The following is a 17474-nucleotide window of genomic DNA, read 5'->3' as shown; positions in this document are numbered from 1 at the left end:
GCGCCTCGTAAGCTGTGCCCCATGGCGAAGTGGACCCCCAAGCACGAGGCACCGGAGCCCCTTGAGGGCCCCGTGGTGCCGGTCATCATCGGCGGCACGATCCTGTGGCTCCTCCTCTTCGTCGTCCAGCTGCCCTTCTACGGCTGGTTCGAGGACCACGGACACACCTGGTGGGTGTGGACCTGCCTCGCGGGCGGCGGCCTCGGCTTCATCGGCATCTACTACGTCCGCCGCCGCGACACGGCGATCAAGCGGGACGCGGCGATCAGGGCCGCGGCCGGGACGGAGGCCGCCGAGGCCGTCGAGGCGGAGGCGAGGACGAAGGCCGCCGAAGCCGACCGCATCGCGACCGAGGCCACCGAGTCCACCGACCCCGACGACGTGACAGCGCGGCCCGCCACCAACTGAGCCCGTCCGACCGACGGCACCCGCCCCACCCCGGACCCGTACGACCCCGGCATCACGCGGCAGCGCCTCCCTCCTCCCCAGGTCGGATCTTTCGCCCACTCGGCGGGTGAACCCCTAAATCCGCACGTACCGTCGAATCCATGACGCACATCGACGCGGGTACCGAGCTCGATCCTGTGCACCCCACCCCCGCCCCGACCCCCGGACCACCGGGGCGCGCCCGTGGTCTGACGGCCGCCGAGGTGGCCGAACGCACGGCCCGCGGCGAGGTGAACGACGTACCCGTGCGGAGCAGCCGCTCCATGGTGGACATCGTCCGGGCGAACGTCTTCACCCGGTTCAACGCGATCATCGGCGTCCTCTGGGTGATCATGCTGGGCGTCGCCCCGATCCAGGACAGCCTGTTCGGCTTCGTGATCCTGGCCAACACGGGCATCGGCATCATCCAGGAGTGGCGGGCCAAGAAGACCCTCGACTCCCTCGCGGTGATCGGCGAGGCGAAACCCACGGTCCGCCGCGACGGCGTCGCCGCACCCGTCGCCACCTCCGCCATCGTCCTCGGCGACCTGATCGAGATCGGCCCCGGCGACAAGATCGTCGTCGATGGCGAGTGCGTCGAGACCGACGGCCTGGAGATCGACGAGTCGCTGCTCACCGGCGAGGCCGACCCGGTCGTCAAGCAGCCCGGCGACCAGGTGATGTCGGGCAGTTTCGTGGTCGCGGGCGGCGGCGCGTTCACCGCCACCAAGGTCGGCCGGGAGGCCTACGCCGCCCAGCTGGCGGAGGAGGCCAGCCGCTTCACCCTGGTCCACTCGGAGCTGCGCTCCGGCATCTCCACCATCCTCAAGTACGTCACCTGGATGATGGTCCCGACCGCGATCGGCCTGATCATCAGCCAGCTGATCGTGAAGGAGCACGACTTCAAGGACTCCGTCGCCCGCACGGTCGGCGGCATCGTCCCGATGGTCCCCGAGGGCCTCGTCCTGCTCACCTCCGTCGCCTTCGCGATCGGCGTGATCCGCCTCGGCCGCAAACAGTGCCTGGTGCAGGAACTCCCGGCCATCGAGGGCCTCGCCCGCGTCGACACCGTCTGCCTCGACAAGACGGGCACCCTCACCGAGGGCGGCATGGACGTCACCGAGCTGCGTCCTCTCAACGGGACGGACGAGGCGTACGTACGCAAGGTCCTCGGCGCACTCGGCGAATCGGACCCGCGCCCCAACGCCTCCCTCCAGGCCGTCATCGACGCCTACCCGGACAGCGAGGACTGGCGGTGCACCGAGTCGCTGCCGTTCTCCTCCGCCCGCAAGTACAGCGGCGCGACCTTCGGCGAGGGCGGCGGCGAGTCCAGCACCTGGCTGCTCGGCGCCCCCGACGTCCTGCTCGCCGAGGACGACCCGGCCCTCACCGAGACCGAACGCCTGAACGAAGAGGGACTACGGGTGCTGCTGCTGGCCCGGGTCACCCGCGAGCTGGACGACCCCGAGCTCGCCACCGGCGCCCGACCCACCGCCCTCGTCGTCCTCGAACAGCGGCTGCGCCCCGACGCCGCCGACACCCTGCGCTACTTCGAGGAGCAGAACGTCCGCGCGAAGGTCATCTCCGGCGACAACGCGGTGTCGGTGGGCGCGGTGGCCGGAAAGCTCGGCCTCAGCGGCGAGGTCGTCGACGCCCGCCGACTGCCCGCCGAGCGGGAGGAGATGGCGACGGCCCTCGACTCCGGCACGGTCTTCGGCCGGGTCACCCCCCAGCAGAAGCGGGACATGGTCGGCGCGCTGCAGTCCCACGGCCACACGGTCGCGATGACCGGCGACGGCGTGAACGACGTGCTCGCCCTCAAGGACGCCGACATCGGGGTCTCGATGGGCTCGGGCTCGGAGGCGACCAGGGCGGTGGCCCAGATCGTGCTCCTCAACAACAGCTTCGCGACGCTGCCCTCGGTGGTCGCGGAGGGCCGCCGGGTCATCGGCAACATCACGCGGGTGGCGACCCTCTTCCTGGTGAAGACGGTCTACTCGGTGCTGCTGGCCGTCCTGGTGGTCTGCTGGCAGGTGGAGTACCCCTTCCTCCCCCGCCACCTCACCCTGCTCTCCACCCTCACGATCGGCGTCCCGGCCTTCTTCCTCGCCCTGGCCCCCAACAAGGAACGGGCGAAACCGCACTTCGTCCGGCGGGTGATGCGCTACTCGATCCCGGGCGGCGTCCTCGCGGCCGTGGCCACCTTCGCCACCTATCTGATCGCCCGCCACTACTACACGGGCGCGGGCGCGCTGGAGGCGGAGACCAGCGCCGCCACGCTCACCCTGTTCCTGATCTCCATGTGGGTGCTGGCCATCATCGCCCGCCCCTACACCTGGTGGCGCCTCGGCCTGGTCGCCGCGATGGCCGGCTGCTTCGTCGTGGTCCTCGTCGTCCCCTGGCTCCAGGACTTCTTCGCCCTGCGCCTGGTCGGTACGACGATGCCGTGGATCGCGGTCGCCGTCGCGGCCGGGGCCGCGGCGGCCCTGGAGTTCCTGTGGAGGTGGGTGGACCGCCGCTTCCCCGCGTGACCGGGCCGCTCCTCGCGCCCTACTTCACGTCGACGTAGTCGGCCGTGGCAGTGACCGGGGCCGTCGTGGTGACACCGGCGTAGCTGAAGCGCCAGTAGCCGTCGTACGTGGCGGTGCCGGTGGCCTTCACCTTGCCGGAGGCGTCCGAGTAGACCGTCTTCACCGTGGTGTACGTGCTGGTGCCCGCCTTGCGGAACTGCAGCTTCACCGGCTGCTTGGCGAAGGGCTTGTAGGCGTGGCTCTGCCAGTCGGCGCGGGTGAGCCTGCCCGTCGCGGTGACGGTCCTGCCCTTGGTGACCGGCTCCGGCCCGGCGTCGACGGTCAGCTTCGACAGGCGCTGGACGAGGGTGGAGCCGAGGCCGCCCTGCTCCTTGTAACCGAGTTTGCTGTAGTCGATCTTGTCGCCCGTGGGGTCCTGGCCGTTGAAGGCGATGGCGTCGGCGCCCGCCTTCCACGCCCCGGCCTGCGAGTTGAGCAGATCGCCCGCACCCGGCCGGATGTCGATGGTGCCCTTGCAGCTCTCCGTGGTCGAGTTGACGACCGTGCAGGTGGCGAAGTCGTCGCCGAAGAGCTGCGGGGTGTCGTCGTCCCCGAAGGTGCCGCGGTAGAGGAAGGGTTCGACGAAGAAGTCCTTCGCGGTCACCTTGACCGTGCTGCCGTGGGTCAGCGTGAACGAGACGGCCGTCGTGACCTTCCCGCCGATGCCGACCTTGACGGACTTGGCGACCTTGAAGTTCGAGAAGCCGACGTTCAGCGTGTACGGCTTACCGCTCGCCGGGGCCGAACCGGCGGCCTGCGCGGACGGCACGGCGAGGGCGGAGAGGGCCAGGGCGCCGAGGACGGCGGCCGCGGTGGCTCTTGTGCGCATGCGTTCCCCAAGTGGAGAAAGAGTGATCGTGGGACCTTTTGGCCCGGATGATCAGAACACGCGTTCTTCATACTCTTCGATCCCTTGAGTCACCTCTTACGAAAGTCCGACTTCCGCCTTACGCATGACGAAAAGGGCGCCGCCCCCGGGAACCCCCGGAGCCGACGCCCTGTCTCACCTACCGCTGCCCGCGATCTACTTCACGTCGATGGCGTCGCCCGCGGAGGTCACGGCCGGCGTGGTGGAGGTGCCCGCGAACACGTAGCGGAACGTACCGTCGGCGGCGGCCTTGACGGTGGTCTTCAGCGCCCCGCCGGAGCCGGACTTGACCGTCTTGACGTCCTTGTAGACGGACGTGCCCTTCTTCTTGAACTGCAGCTTCACCGACTGGCTGGTGTAGCCCGCGTACTTGAGGGTGTCCCAGTTGGCGCGCGTCAGCTTGCCGGTGACCGTGATGGTCTTGCCCTTCTTGACCGGCTCCGGAGAGGCGTTGACGGTCAGCGCGGAGGCACGCTTGACGCCGGCCGTGGAGTGCTTCTCCTTGATGATGTAGTCGCCGTCGTTGGCCTGGGCACCGGCGAAGACGTGCCACTTGCCGGCCAGGATGTTGCTGTAGATGTTGTCCTTCGGGTCGGCGACGACGGTCACCTTGCAGGTCGAGGTGGTCGCGTCGACGGCGGTGCAGGTGCCGAACTCGGCGTCCGGGACCATCGCGCCGACGACGTCGCCGGAGTCGATGTCGTTGCCCTTCCACAGGAACGCGTAGCCGTCCGCGATGCCCGACGGGTCGGTCGCGGTGACCGAGAGGGTGACGCTCTTCTTCTTGGAGGTGCCGACGACGATGTCCTTGCCACCGTTGACGGTGACCTTCTTGATGACGGTGTCGCCGACGACCTCGTCCGCGAGGGCCCCGAACGGGGTGGCCGCCGCGAGGCTGCCGGGCACCGGCGCCCCATCGGCCTGCGCGGCCGGAACGGCGAAGGCGGACAGGGCGAGGGCGCCGGAGACGGCGATGACAGTGGCACGCATACGCATGTATTCCCCCGGTGGAGAAGTGGGCCCGACGGTCGTCCTCACGTGGGCCGGGTGATCGCGGGTCGGTCGACCCGCGGGCTCTGCGGGTGGGGGCACCCCGGTGCGCCCGGCGCGCCCCCCAGCGGCTGGGCCGCCTTACTTCACGTCGATGGCGTCGGCCGCGGAGGTCGCGGCCGCCGTGCCCGAGCTGCCGGCGAAGACGTAGCGGTACGCACCGTCGGCGGACGCCTTGACCGTGGTCTTCAGGGCGCCCGTGGAGGACGACTTGACCGACTTGACGTCCTTGTAGACGGACGTGCCCGCCTTCTTGAACTGCAGCTTCACCGACTGGCCGCCGTACGCCGGGAACTTCTCGGTGTCCCAGTTGGCGCGGGTCAGCTTGCTGGTGACCGTGATGGTCTTGCCCTTCTTGACCGGCTCCGGAGAGGCGTTGGCGCCGGTGAGCTTCGTCTGGCGCTGGATCTTGAAGGTCTTGGCCGGGTCCTTCTTGACGAAGTCGGCGTCCTTGGCCACGGCGAGCGCCCAGACCTTCCAGGTGCCGGCGACCGAGTTGATCAGGTTCTTCTGCGTCTCGACAGTGAAGCTCGCCTTGCAGGACGCCGTCGTCGCGTTCACCTTCTTGCAGGTGGCGAGGGAGTCGTCGTTGCCATTGGCGACGGCGCCGCTGTCGGAGGTCTCCAGAGTCGCGCCGTGGTACAGGACCACGGTGACGTGCTTGAGGTCGATGCCCGAATCGTCCGAGGCGTTGAAGGAGACCGTGAAGGTCTTCTTGCCGGAGCCCACGACGACCGACTTCCCGCCGTTGACCACGACGTCGGAGATCTTCGTGTCCCCTGCGGTCGGAGCGGCCTGTGCGGCCGGCGCGACGAAAGCGGTCAGGGCCAGGGCACCGGTGAGGGCGCCCACGATGGCACGCTTGCGCAATGTTTTCCCCGTTTTTCCCACGTTGGTAACTGGTGAGCCGGACGGCTCACCAGACCAGACATGGGGCGCGTGGGAATGGTTGTACGAGTTGTGAAAAAGCTTTGCGAATGTTGCGCAGATCACATCTCGGAGGTTTGCCGAAGGTCCGGCCGGGTCAGTCGAACCAGCGGTCCCGGGCCAACTCCGGTGTCCTGGAGGGGTCTTCGAGCAGAGCGGCGACCTCGAAGCGGCGGGGCCACTGGCCCGCGGCCCAGGCGAGGCCGGCCGCGACGCCCTCCAGGGTGGCGGCGTGCACCACACCGTCCCGGGTACGGCGCCAGTCCAGCTCGACGCCGTCGACGACCAGTTCCTCGTGCTCGACGTACGACGCGGGGGTCGCCGGGCCCAGCAGGACGCGCACCGGCTCCGGTACGGCGTGCTCCGTGCCCTCGGAGTCCACCTCGCCCGTCACCGACTCGCTCAGCCGCCGCACCTGGAACAGTTCGGCCAACTCCGCGGCCCGGGACGGCCGTACGGGGAGCAGCGGCACCCCCGAGGTGAACGGCAGCAGGTCGGGCGAGTCGACGACCACGGCGTCGGCCGCGTCCACGACGGTGACCTCACCGTCGACCACCGCCCGCAACTCATCCGGAAGAGTGACCTGTTCGGGGTCGAGGTCGGCCAACGCCCCGTACAGCCCGTGCAGTTGCGCGGTGCCCACCGGCAGGTCCGGGTCGGCCAGCCGGTCCAGCAGTTCGGCGGCACCGCCCGGCTCGTCGAGCAGCGCGGCCACCGAGGTACGGACGCCGAGGGCCCGCAGGACCTGCTCGTCGTCGAAGCCGGTGGCGTCGGCCTCGTCGTACAGGCCGCGCAGCAGCGGGTCGCCGCCGGCCGCGAGGAGGCCCGCCGGGCGGCGGCCGTCGAGGACGGGGTGCCCGCGCAGCCACCAGGCGGTGTAGGGGCGGACGACCTCGTGCGTGCCGTCCGGGAGCAGGACACGCACCGGCTGTACGAGGGCGTCGCGCAGCGGCGGCTTCGCGAGCAGCGCGAGCGCCTCCGGCCAGCGGTCCTCGTCGACGAGGTCCAGGTCGCGCACGGCCACGATCTCGGTCGCGACGGGCGGCACCGGGCTGTCCGGGAACCGGTCGAGGATGTCCTCGGACCACACGTCCACCGCGTCCAGCAGCCCGGCGTCGTCGGGTTCGGCGAAGTCCCCGTCGCGCGGCTCCAGTTCGTCGGGGTCGAGGACCACGTCGGTGGCGCGGACGAGGGCGAAGTTCGCCAGGACACCGCAGGCGGCCAGCGGCTGTTCGCCCCAGCGGTCGGCCAGTTCGGCGTCCACGAAGGCGAGTTCGTCCTCGCGCATGACACGGGCGAAGGGGCTGCCGGGGAGGACGAGTTCACCGGCGGGCGCCAGTTCGCCGTCCTCGTCGGCCAGGGCGAGGGCGCCGAGCCAGGGCTCGTCACCGGGGTCGAGGGCCGCGTCGCGGACCAGCGCGAGGACCAGATCGGCCAGTTCGTCGGCGTCCGGGCGCCCGTCCTCCTCGTCCCACACCCCGCCGTCGTCGTCCAGGGAGGCGGCCACCGCGGCCCGCACCTGCGGGGTGGTGAGCACGGCGCGCGGGGTCGCGGGCAGGGCGCCCAGCTTCTCCAGGAGCGGGTGCGCGGCGTCCGGGTGCGCGACCTTCAGCCCCAGCCGGGCGAGGGTCCGTGCCGGAAGTGGCGTCGTCTGCCCGTAGGGCAGGCCGGGCGGCGTCTGGTGCGTGCTCTCGGCGTGCCGGGCGGAAACCCTCGTACTGGATGTACTTGGGCTTTCGCCCGGTGCGTCGAGAGTGCGTGCCAGGCGTCGCCCGGCAGGCGCCACTTCCGGCACGGACCCTCGGGTCTCGGGGGCCGTCCGCGGGCCGTCGGGGGTGGGGAGCAGCACCTGCCGGGGGCCGATGGTCGTGCGCCCGTCCGCGAGCGGGACGGGAAGGCCGGAGAGCCGGTCCGGGTCGACGCCGGCGAGGCTGTCGTAGAGCCGCCGCCACCAGTCGGGAGCCTTCTCCAGGCCCGCGAGCCGGTCGATCGCGTCGCCCAGCGGCAGGCGCGCGACACCCAGCGTGCGCAGTTCCGCGCGCCGTTCGAGCCCGGCGGGCAGCAGGCTGGGGAGCACATCGGCGAGGACCCGTACGGTCTCCGCTCCGGCGCCCTCGACGACCTCGGCGTCCCGGGGCCGGAGGGCCTCGGACATCTCGGACAGCTCGTCCGGCTCGTCGTCGGGTTCGGGGGTCACCGCGCGCGGCAGGAAGGCGGTACGCGGCAGCCGCTCCAGGATCGCCTGGCGCAGCGCACCGTCCAGCTCCCCCTTGCCCAGCGGACCGGGCACGAGGTCGATGATCCCCTCGCCCACCGGCTCCCAGGCGGCGAGCAGCCCGGCGTACGCGTCCGCCGCGCGCTGCACCAGGAAGTCGGTGAGCGGGCCGGGGGCGGCGTGCCGCCGGGTGGTGTCCAGCGGGAACGAGGCGATGAGCAGCGCGGGCACACCGAGCGCCTCGTCGCTGGGTGTGGGCGCGTGCACCACGGGGCTGGTGCGCGGCCGGACCGGCGCGCCGTCGGGCCCGGTCGGTACGGCCCAGGTGACGGACCAGTACGGGCGCAGCCGCTCCTCGACGGGCCGGTCGGCGAGCAGCGCGGCCTCGATCGGCCCGTGCTCGGCGGCGGTGCGCCAGCGTGTGACCCCGTCCCGCGAGTCCTCGACGACGACGTGCGCGCCCTCCACACTGCGGCGCACGGTCCGGACGTCATCGGTGCCGATCTCGATGACGACCTCGTCGAGGCCGGGCAGGGCGAGCAGCAGCGCGTCGTCGACCGCGTGCAGCAGCCGCTCGGCGAGATCGGCGGCGGCCGCGTCGCGCAGCGGCAGGATGACGACGGTGTCGTACGACTCCGGAGCGGACCCCTCGGCGGCGAACGGCAGCCGCAGCAGCGGCACATGGCCGTCCCGGCGGCGGATCTCGTCCCCCAGGCCGGGGCTGTGCCGGGCGGTGTCGGCGGCGAGCAGCCGGGCCTCGGCGAGCGACCAGCGGATACCGCCGTGCCGCCCGACCACGGCGGGCTCGTCGGTGACGGCGAGCACGGCGGCGAAGCCGACACCGAACCGGCCCACGGCGCCGACGGCACCGTCGGCGCCGCTGACGGGTTCCCGCTTCGCGGACGCGCGGAGCGTGGACAGCGACTCGACACCGCCCGCGTCCAGCGGGGCGCCGGTGTTGGCGGCGACGAGGACGCCGTCGCGCAGGGTCAGCCGCAGCCGCCCCGGAACCTTGGCACGGGCCGCCGCGTCGGCGGCGTTCTGCGCCAGCTCCACGACGAGCCGGTCGCGGTAGCCGCCGAGGACGAGGTCCTCCTCGGCGTTGGCGTCCTCACGGAACCGGGCCGGGCTGGTGGCCCAGGCGTCGAGCACGCCCCGCCGCAGCCGAGCCGTCCCGAACGGGTCCGCGCCCTCGGCCGCCGGCCGCACGAACTTGCTCACGCTCACGGTTCACTCTTCCCTGTCGCCTGGTGGCCACGAAGGTACCGCGTCGCTGCGCTGGCTAAGCCGTCCGCCCAAGGGGGTGGGGGGTAGCCGGTATGTCGGCGGGTGCGGGTGGGTGGGGGCTGGTCGCGCAGTTCCCCGCGCCCCTGAAAGAGGCCTGCGGCCCTTTCGGGGGAAAAGCACGGGGCGCAGCCCCTGCTTCTCAGGGGCGCGGGGAACTGCGCGAGAAGCCCCCACGCACCCGCACCCGCCGACGAAACCCACACCCCCGAGCTATGAGGCGCCCTACGAATGCCCCAGATCCGCCTCGGACTCGGTCTCCTCCGACCCCACCGACACCGACCCGGAATCGGGCGACGGCCGCAGCGGGAAGGGGTCCACCCGGGTCTCGTCGAGCCGGGGCGGGGCCGGCCGCGGCGGGGCGGGCATGACCGCCGCCTCGGAGTGCCCACCGCACCCGTACGTCAGGGCCACCATCCGCCCGTCCGCCGGGGCGAACTCGTTCGCGCACACCCCGAAGGCCTGCCCCAGAGACCCACCGATCGGCACCAGGAATCCACAGCTCACACACGCCGCCGGCGCGGCCTGCGCCATCGCGGTCTTCGCCCCGAACCCCTCCTCCCACCGGTCCGCGGCCGTGTGCAGCCCGTACCGGGACAGGACGCGGGCCCGCCGCATGCCCAGTTCCTCGGCGACCGAGGCGATCGAGCCACGGGTCGGCGCGAACGGCAGGTTCGCCGGCGCCCCACCGGTGACCTCGGCGTCCTCCGCCTCCACTAGCTCGGCCATGTCGTGCGAGACCGGGGAGTTCGGCAGCGGCTCGTCCTCGCCGGAGTACCCGGGCTCCAGCCGCAGGTCCTCGGCGTCCGTGGGCAGCAGGTCACCGGGGCCCATGTCACCGGGCCGGAGCCGCTCGCTCCACGGCACCCACTCCGGCGCGAGCAGCGCGTCGGGGCCGGGCAGCAGCACGACCTCGTCCAGCGTCACGAACTTCGCGCGGGAGGCACGGGCGACGGTGACGGCCCAGCGCCAGCCCCGGTAGCCCATCTCCTTGCATTCGAAGAAGTGCGTCACGACCCGGTCGCCCTCGGAGACGAGCCCCGCGTGCTCGCCGACCACGCCTGGCGCGGCGGCCTCCTCTGCGGCGGAGCGGGCGAGGTCGACGGCCTCGGCGCACAGACGGTCGGGGGTGCGGCTTCGCGTTGTCGCTGCGCTCACAGGTATCGCTTCTCTCCTACGCCGTCTCACGAGTGCGCCTCCCTCGGCGGGGGGTGCGGACGGAGCGGACCAGGGGGCCGCGTCGACGTCCGCGCCCGATCGCACTCGGGCGCACCTATGTCATCCATTCTGCGGGATGAACGAGAGGCGCGCGGCCGAGAACAACCGCCGCAGGCGCGCTATGCACGCTACCTTCTCCCGGGCTCCACGCCCACACCGACGTACGGTTCCGCTCCGCTGGGGTTGAGCGGGGGTTGGCTTGAACGGGGCTCCTGTCAGCTCGGGGGTGCGGTTTCGTCGGCGGGTGCGGGTCCGGTGGGGCTTCTCGCGCAGTTCCCCGCGCCCCTGAAAAGCAGGGCTGCGCCCCGTGCTTTTCAGGCCCGCAGGGCCTGTGTCTTTTAGGGGCGCGGGGAACTGCGCGACCAGCCCCCACCGGACCCGCACCCGCCGACGAAACCGCACCCCCCACCCCCCTAGGCACCCTCCCCCACAGCCATCCGCGCGGCAAACGCACTACGCCCGCCGTTCTCGGGGCACTATGACGGAGTGACCGGCGCCGAGCGGAGCGGAGCGCGCGGAGCGGGCCGGGTGACCGGCGCGGTCCGCTCGATGGGCCGCGCCCTGCACCTCCCGGTCACCGGCCCCGCCCGCGGCATCCGCAGGGCCACACACGCCCACGGCGCCGGCGAGTCCGGCCTCGGCAAACTCATCGAACTGCACGGAGTGAACGGCGCCGGCGACGTGATGATCACCGTCTCCCTCGCCTCCACCGTCTTCTTCTCCGTCCCCACCGACGAGGCCCGCGGCCGCGTCGCCCTCTACCTCGCGATCACCCTCGCCCCCTTCGCCCTCCTCGCCCCCGTCGTCGGCCCCCTCCTGGACCGGCTCCCGCACGGCCGCCGCGCCGCGATGGCCGGCGCGATGCTGGCCAGGGCGTTCCTCGCGCTGATCCTCGTCGGCGCCGTGGAGAGCGGCGGCATCGAGCTGTACCCGGCCGCCCTGGGCGTCCTGGTCGCGTCGAAGGCGTACGGGGTGGTCCGCAGCGCGGTCGTCCCCCGGCTGCTGCCGCCCCGGTTCTCCCTGGTGAAGGCCAACTCCCGGGTCACCCTCTGCGGACTGCTCGCCACCGGCGTCGCCGCGCCCATCGGCGCCGGACTCCAGGCGCTCGGCCCGCGCTGGCCGCTCTACGGCGCCTTCGTGATCTTCGTCGCGGGTACCGTCCTGTCCTTCACGCTCCCCGCGAAGGTGGACTCGGCGAAGGGCGAGGACCGGGCGCTGCTCGCGGCGGACCCCGAGCATCTGCACGGCCCGCACCGCAGCAGCACCCTCAAGCGGCCGGGTCTGCGGACGGTCGGCCCGGCGGTCACGCACGCGCTCGCCGCGAACGCCGCCCTGCGCGGGCTCTCCGGCTTCCTGATCTTCTATCTGGCGTTCCTGCTGCGTATCCATCCGCTGCAGGGGCAGAGCGCGGCCGTCTCCCTGGGCATGGTGGCCGTCGCCGCCGGGGTGGGGAACGCGCTGGGCACGGCCGTGGGGGCGTGGGCCAAACAGCGCTCGCCGGAGCTGATCATCGTGACCGTCGTCGGCGTCGAACTCGGGGTGGCGATCACGGCGGCCCTGTTCTTCGGCTGGTTCTTCGTCGCCTTCCTCGCCGCGGTCGCCGGCTTCTCGCAGGCCCTGTCGAAGCTGTCCCTGGACGCCCTGATCCAGCGGGACGTCCCCGAACTCGTCCGGACCTCCGCGTTCGCCCGCTCCGAGACCCTGCTCCAGATGTCCTGGGTCGTCGGCGGCGCCGTCGGTATCGCCCTCCCCCTCAACGGCACCCTCGGCATGGCCGTGGCCGCCGCGATCGTCGCCGCCGGCTGGCTCACCACGGTCCGCGGCCTCCTCTCCTCCGCCCGCCACGGCGGCGCCCCCCGCGCCCGCGTGGCCTGACCGAGCCCCCCGCGTGGCCCCGGCCGACCCGGCACGCCGTACCCCACGTAGGGGCACCCCTCGACATGCCAGATAGCCTTCGCCCATGACCTTCCCGCGTTCCCGTCGCGCCGCAGCCACTCTCGGCGCCGTTTCCGCCGGACTTCTCGTCCTGTCGGCCTGCGATGAGCCGACGCCGATGGCCACCGTCACGATCGGCACCGACTCGATCAGCGCCGAGGCCGCGTGCTACCGGACCCTCGACGCCGCCGAGGCCGGGGAGTGCGCGCAGAAGAAGCCCTCCAAGTCGATCGAGCTGCCGGAGGGCAAGGCCCTGCGCATCGGCGTCGACCCGGAGGTGGCGGACACGGGCTGGGCCCTGTGGATCAACGGGCAGCAGGCCACCAGCGAGATCTTCGACAAGACCTACTGGTCGTTCGACAACCCCGGTCTCTTCGCCGCGCAGCCCGGCCAGACCGCCCAGAAGTCGCTGACGATCAGCATCGTCGAGCAGAACGAGGCGGGTTCGGAGATCAAGGGCGTGTGGAACTTCGAGCTGAAGAACCCGGACGCCTGATCCGCTGCCCCCGCCCATGCGCATCCTCGTGGCCACCGCCGTCCCCGCCGAACGGGACGCGGTGGCACGAGCGTTTCCGGGTCCCGCCACCGAGATCCACCTCCCGGCGGCGACCCTCCACCGCTTCGGCACACCCCCGCACGACCACACCTACGACCTCCTCGCCGCCGGGGTCGGCCCCGCCCTCGCCGCCGCCTCCACCGCCGGGGCGCTGACCGCCGCGGTCCTCGCGGGGCGGCCGTACGGGCTGGTCGTGTCCGCCGGGATCGCGGGCGGCTTCGCACCCGGGGCGCCCCTCGGCTCCCTCGTCCTCGCCGACGAGATCACCGCCGCCGATCTGGGCGCGGAGACGCCGGACGGCTTCCTCCCGGTCACCGACCTGGGCTTCGGCACCGTCACCCACCGCCCGCCGCCCGCCCTCGTACGCGCCGCCGCGACCGCCACCGGGGCCCGTACCGGGACCGTGCTCACGGTCTCCACGGTCACCGGCGGCGCGGAGCGCGCGTCGGCCCTGCGCACCCGCCACCCGCGCGCGCTGGCCGAGGCGATGGAGGGCTTCGGCGTCGCCGAGGCCGCCGCCGCGCACACCACGCCCGTCCTCGAACTGCGCGCCGTCTCCAACCCCGTGGGCCCGCGCGACCGCGCCGCCTGGCGCATCGGCGACGCGCTGACCGCACTCACCGACGCCTTCGGGAAGCTCACGCCCGTACTGGAGAGTTGGAACCCACATGACGCCCCACATGACCCCCGACATGACCCCCGAGAGCCCTGAGCCGGCCGGGGCCGGCACGCTGCGGACGGCGTACTCCCCCTGCCCCAACGACACCTTCGTCTTCGACGCCTGGGCCCACGGCCGTATCCCGGGCGCGCCCGCGCCGGACGTGACGTTCGCGGACATCGACATCACCAACGGCATGGCCGAACGCGGTGACCTCGACGTACTGAAGGTGTCGTACGCCGTCCTGCCGTACGTCCTCGACACCTACGCGCTGCTGCCCTGCGGCGGTGCGCTCGGCCGGGGCTGCGGCCCGCTGGTGCTGACCCGGGAGCCGGGCACGGACCTCACCGGCCGTACGGTGGCGGTGCCGAGCGAGCGCTCGACCGCGTATCTGCTCTTCCGCCTCTGGGCGGCGGACACCCTGCCCGGCGGCGTCGGTGAGATCGTCGTGATGCCGTTCCACGAGATCATGCCGGCCGTACGGGACGGGAAGGTCGACGCCGGTCTCGTCATCCACGAGGCCCGCTTCACGTACCGGAACTACGGCCTCCACAAGCTCGCCGACATGGGCGAGCACTGGGAGGACACCACGGGCCTGCCGATCCCGCTGGGCGCGATCATCGCGAAGCGCTCACTGGGACGGGAGACCCTGACGGCACTCGCCGAGACGATCCGCGCCTCCGTCCGCGCGGCCTGGGACGACCCCGAGGCCTCCCGCCCGTACGTCCTCGCACACGCCCAGGAGATGGACCCGGCCGTCGCCGACCAGCACATCGGCCTGTACGTCAACGAGTTCACGGCCGACCTCGGCGAGGACGGCTACGCGGCGGTCAGGGGCCTGCTCACCCGCGCGGCGGCCGAGGGACTGGTACCGCCCCTCGGCCCCGACGCACTCGAATTCCCGTAGCACCACCGGAAGTCACCGGAAGTAGCCGGAAGTAGCCGGAACTGACCGTCCTAGACGTCCAACTGGTCGGCGACGGCGCGCAGCAGACCCGCGATCTTCTTGCCGGCGGTGCGCTCGGGATAGCGGCCCCGCTCCAGCATCGGCGTGATGTTCTCCAGCAGCGTCGTCAGATCCTGGACGATCGAGGCCAGTTCGTCGGGCTTCTTGCGCTGCGCGGCGGCGACCGAGGGGGCCGGCTCCAGGATCGTCACGGAGAGCGCCTGGTCACCGCGCTGACCCGCGACGACTCCGAACTCGACCTTCTGGCCCGGCTTCAAGGTGTCGACACCGGCGGGCAGTACGGAGGAGTGGACGAAGACGTCACCGCCGTCGTCGCGGGAGAGAAAGCCGAAGCCCTTCTCACTGTTGAACCATTTGACCTTGCCGGTAGGCACGTCTGTCCTCGTCCTCGTACTCGTCGGAAACTGCGTCTGAAAGGTGTTCTGAACGTGTTCCGGGTGTGTTCCGGATGTGCGCAAACTGCTCTGGACAGCACTACAGCGGGTCGTCGGACCCGCCGGTCCCCAGCCTATTGGTCCGGAGGCGGGTGACAAGACGTCGGCCGACTGTTCCCTCGCGCTGGGAACTACCCTGGTCGGGTGCGTGACAAAACCCAACCGAATTCCGCCGAACCCGGTGACCGGCTGATCCGTGCCGGTGCCATCGTCTTCATCGTCGGCGCCGTGGCCACACTCGTCACCGTGGCCCCGCTGTTCCTCGGAACGAATCCGTTCCCCACCTACATGTTCGTCCTGAGCATGCTGATGGGCGTCGGATTCCTCATCGCGGGCGCGGGAGTCCTCCAGTCCGTCGCGGCGGGCCGCAGGAGGGCGCGCGAGGCGCGTTTCTAGGGCCTGTGCCCGTGGGTGCCGAGCCATTCCGGGAACGCGGTCAGATCCGTGAGCACGACATCGGCGCCCGCCTCGCGCAGCTCCCGTTCGTCGCAGGGGCCGGTGGCGACGGCGACCGCGTACGCCTGGGCGGTGTGCGCGCCGCGTACGTCGCCGGTGTGGTCGCCGACGTACACGCTCGCGCCGTGCTCGCGCAGCGCGTCCGCCTTGGCCTCCGCCCACAGGTCGCCGACGACCACGTCGGGCTCGATGCCGAGGTGCGCCAGGTGCAGCTTGGCGTTGGGCTCGTACTTGGCGGTGACCACGATCGCCCGGCCACCGGCGGCCCGGACCGCCGCGATCGCCTCCGGCGCGCCCGGCATCGCGGGGGTCGCGGCGATCGCGATCGCCGGGTACATCTCCCGGTAGAGATCCGCCATCGCCGGGATCTCCGCCACCGGGAACCAGTTGGCCAACTCCTCCACGAGCGGCGGCCCCAGCCGTGTGATCGCCAGATCGGCGTCGATGTACACCCCCGTCCGCGCCGCCAACGCGACATAACAGGCATGAATCCCCGGCCGCGAGTCGATCAACGTCATATCGAGGTCAAACCCGACGGTCAGCACGCGAGAGTCCATACCGACCATTGTGGGGTGACGGGGTTGGCCGTTCGGCTGCAGGCCCGGTGGGGGCTGGTCGCGCAGTTCCCGCGCCCCTGAAAGCAGGGCTGCGCCCCGTGCTTTTCGTCCCGAAAGGGCCGCAGGCCTCTTTCAGGGGCGCGGGGAACTGCGCGAGAACCCCCACCGGACGGACGCCTGGGGGTCAAAGGGGCGCAGCCCCTTGAGGGGATGGGACGGGTAGGGGCGGCGGGGGCGAGAAAAACGCCAGGTCACCGACTCCGCTGGGAACGCCACAGCAAGAACAGCGCAGAGGCCACGGCGGCAACCCGAAGCACCCAGGGCCACGTCTCAGCCACCGCGTCGTTCATCTGCCCCTGCACCAGCGGCTCCCCCCACCGCCCATCACTACGCCCCCACAGCCACACGACCCCACCCGCGGCCACCACCCCGGGCACCCCCATCACCGCCCACTTGGCCTCCACAGGAGTCAACCGCCGCGACAGATAGGCGATCAGCCACCCCAACCCCAGCGGCACCAGACTCCCCATCACCGCCCCCGCGACCAACAACCCGGCCGCCAGCAGCAACAACGGATTGCTCCACCCGGCACCCCCGCCCCCGCCCCCACTCCCGCTCCCACCCCGCAACCGAGGCAACGACAACCGACGCCGCCGAGGCCCCGCCTCCTCCACGACAGCCGCGGGAGCGACCTCCTTCTCGACCACCGCCTCGTCAGCGGCGACGTCCCTCTTCACCGGCGGCGGCTTCAGCAACTCGGGAATCTCCACGCCCCCGACGAACCCCGGCACGGAGTCCCCGAGCCCGAACCCGATGTCCCCGCCCCCGGGCCCCCCGACCCGCCACCAGTCGGGCTGCGCGTCCCCGTCCCCCAGCTCATGCAGCGGAGCGAGATGCGGCGGAGCGGCACCCCCCGCCACCGGAGGCGGCGCCACGTCGTCGGCGGGCCGGGGCCGGGGCACGACCCGCCGCAGCCCGCGCCGCTCCCCGCCGTCCCGCGCGTCGTCCCCGTCCCCGCCGGACGCCCGCTGTACGGGCACGGCCGCGGCCGGGGGCTCCGGTACGTCACCGGGAGCGCCCGCCGCCTCGACGACCTCGTCCGGCGTACCCAGGCGGGCGATGATGCGGCGCACCGCGGCCGGGCTGTCCACCGGTGCCTTCGCCCGCCGCCGGTCGATCTCGTCCCGCAGCCCCGACACCAGCCGCATCCGCGTCCCCGACGGCAACTGCCGCTGCTGAGCCAGGTCACCGACCCGGCTCAGATACTCGTAGACGACCTGGTCGCTCTCAATCCCCACGAAGCCCCTCCGGGGTTGGCGCGCATCTGTCCTCCGACGGTATCGCCTCCGCACA

Annotated in this window: 15 protein-coding genes; 7 read left to right on the top strand and 8 right to left on the bottom strand. The window is 72.1% G+C overall.

All coding sequences use genetic code 11. The features are described 5' to 3' along the window. The first annotated feature begins 21 nt into the window (after positions 1-21). Positions 22-408, top strand: a complete 387-nt coding sequence (locus tag J8M51_RS41665) for a DUF2530 domain-containing protein (RefSeq protein ID WP_267299985.1) — start codon at positions 22-24, stop codon at positions 406-408. Between the two features lie 140 nt (positions 409-548). Continuing rightward, a complete protein-coding gene (locus J8M51_RS41660; RefSeq protein ID WP_267299984.1) occupies positions 549-2957 on the top strand; it encodes a cation-translocating P-type ATPase in 2409 nt (802 codons plus the stop codon). A gap of 19 nt (positions 2958-2976) precedes the next feature. Here the strand turns inward: J8M51_RS41660 and J8M51_RS41655 are convergent, their stop codons facing one another. The 5 genes from J8M51_RS41655 to J8M51_RS41635 all read right to left on the bottom strand — a co-directional run bounded on the left by J8M51_RS41655 (position 2977) and on the right by J8M51_RS41635 (position 10498). Continuing rightward, positions 2977-3825, bottom strand: a complete 849-nt coding sequence (locus J8M51_RS41655; protein WP_086756949.1) for a hypothetical protein — start codon at positions 3823-3825, stop codon at positions 2977-2979. 195 nt (positions 3826-4020) lie between these two features. Beyond that, on the bottom strand, positions 4021-4860 hold the full coding sequence (locus tag J8M51_RS41650) for a DUF5707 domain-containing protein (protein WP_086756951.1): 840 nt from the start codon (positions 4858-4860) through the stop codon (positions 4021-4023). Positions 4861-4995: 135 nt separating this feature from the next. Next, a complete protein-coding gene (locus J8M51_RS41645; protein WP_086756952.1) occupies positions 4996-5784 on the bottom strand; it encodes a DUF5707 domain-containing protein in 789 nt (262 codons plus the stop codon). Between the two features lie 154 nt (positions 5785-5938). Continuing rightward, positions 5939-9277: a sacsin N-terminal ATP-binding-like domain-containing protein gene (locus J8M51_RS41640; protein ID WP_267300037.1), complete on the bottom strand. Its 3339-nt coding sequence runs from the start codon at positions 9275-9277 to the stop codon at positions 5939-5941. A gap of 288 nt (positions 9278-9565) precedes the next feature. Continuing rightward, positions 9566-10498 (bottom strand): DUF3027 domain-containing protein, encoded by a 933-nt coding sequence (locus J8M51_RS41635; RefSeq protein ID WP_086758546.1) that lies wholly within the window; start codon positions 10496-10498, stop codon positions 9566-9568. Positions 10499-11044: 546 nt separating this feature from the next. Here J8M51_RS41635 and J8M51_RS41630 point away from each other — a divergent pair. From J8M51_RS41630 to J8M51_RS41615, 4 genes are all read left to right on the top strand, one after another. Next, a complete protein-coding gene (locus J8M51_RS41630; protein ID WP_216591024.1) occupies positions 11045-12433 on the top strand; it encodes an MFS transporter in 1389 nt (462 codons plus the stop codon). Positions 12434-12518: 85 nt separating this feature from the next. After that, complete coding sequence (locus J8M51_RS41625) at positions 12519-12989, top strand: hypothetical protein (RefSeq protein ID WP_086764155.1); 471 nt, start codon at positions 12519-12521, stop codon at positions 12987-12989. Between the two features lie 16 nt (positions 12990-13005). After that, complete coding sequence (locus tag J8M51_RS41620) at positions 13006-13761, top strand: futalosine hydrolase (protein WP_086764153.1); 756 nt, start codon at positions 13006-13008, stop codon at positions 13759-13761. After that, positions 13742-14614, top strand: coding sequence for a 1,4-dihydroxy-6-naphthoate synthase (locus tag J8M51_RS41615; RefSeq protein ID WP_086764157.1), 873 nt, complete (start codon positions 13742-13744; stop codon positions 14612-14614). Before J8M51_RS41620 ends, J8M51_RS41615 begins: the two co-directional genes overlap by 20 nt. A 50-nt stretch (positions 14615-14664) precedes the next feature. Here J8M51_RS41615 and J8M51_RS46200 read toward each other — a convergent pair whose 3' ends face one another. After that, the gene (locus J8M51_RS46200) at positions 14665-15048 is read right to left on the bottom strand and encodes a cold-shock protein (protein WP_086764151.1); all 384 of its coding nucleotides are present in this window, start codon (positions 15046-15048) and stop codon (positions 14665-14667) included. A gap of 204 nt (positions 15049-15252) precedes the next feature. On the opposite strand from J8M51_RS46200, the gene J8M51_RS41605 reads away from it, so the two are divergent. Continuing rightward, entirely contained in the window at positions 15253-15504 is a 252-nt protein-coding gene (locus J8M51_RS41605) for a hypothetical protein (RefSeq protein WP_086764149.1), read from the top strand. On the opposite strand, the gene J8M51_RS41600 is transcribed toward J8M51_RS41605, so the two are convergent. Then, positions 15501-16130, bottom strand: a complete 630-nt coding sequence (locus J8M51_RS41600; protein ID WP_216591023.1) for an HAD family hydrolase — start codon at positions 16128-16130, stop codon at positions 15501-15503. The genes J8M51_RS41605 and J8M51_RS41600 overlap by 4 nt on opposite strands. Before the next feature lie 242 nt (positions 16131-16372). Continuing rightward, positions 16373-17419 carry a hypothetical protein gene (locus J8M51_RS41595; protein WP_267299983.1) on the bottom strand — a complete coding sequence of 349 codons (1047 nt, stop codon included), beginning with the start codon at positions 17417-17419 and terminating at the stop codon, positions 16373-16375. Positions 17420-17474: the final 55 nt, after the last annotated feature.

It is taken from the genome of Streptomyces griseiscabiei, from assembly GCF_020010925.1.
Classification (GTDB): domain Bacteria; phylum Actinomycetota; class Actinomycetes; order Streptomycetales; family Streptomycetaceae; genus Streptomyces; species Streptomyces griseiscabiei.
The sequence above is the reverse complement of the archived record's forward strand: the minus strand, read 5'-3'. Positions and strand labels throughout refer to the sequence as shown.

Coding starts and splice junctions, on each gene's coding strand:
- J8M51_RS41665 (WP_267299985.1), top strand. CDS start 22: ATGGCGAAGTGGACCCCCAAGCACGAGGCACCGGAGCCCCTTGAGGGC.
- J8M51_RS41660 (WP_267299984.1), top strand. CDS start 549: ATGACGCACATCGACGCGGGTACCGAGCTCGATCCTGTGCACCCCACC.
- J8M51_RS41655 (WP_086756949.1), bottom strand. CDS start 3,825: ATGCGCACAAGAGCCACCGCGGCCGCCGTCCTCGGCGCCCTGGCCCTC.
- J8M51_RS41650 (WP_086756951.1), bottom strand. CDS start 4,860: ATGCGTATGCGTGCCACTGTCATCGCCGTCTCCGGCGCCCTCGCCCTG.
- J8M51_RS41625 (WP_086764155.1), top strand. CDS start 12,519: ATGACCTTCCCGCGTTCCCGTCGCGCCGCAGCCACTCTCGGCGCCGTT.
- J8M51_RS41620 (WP_086764153.1), top strand. CDS start 13,006: ATGCGCATCCTCGTGGCCACCGCCGTCCCCGCCGAACGGGACGCGGTG.
- J8M51_RS41615 (WP_086764157.1), top strand. CDS start 13,742: ATGACCCCCGAGAGCCCTGAGCCGGCCGGGGCCGGCACGCTGCGGACG.
- J8M51_RS41600 (WP_216591023.1), bottom strand. CDS start 16,130: ATGGTCGGTATGGACTCTCGCGTGCTGACCGTCGGGTTTGACCTCGAT.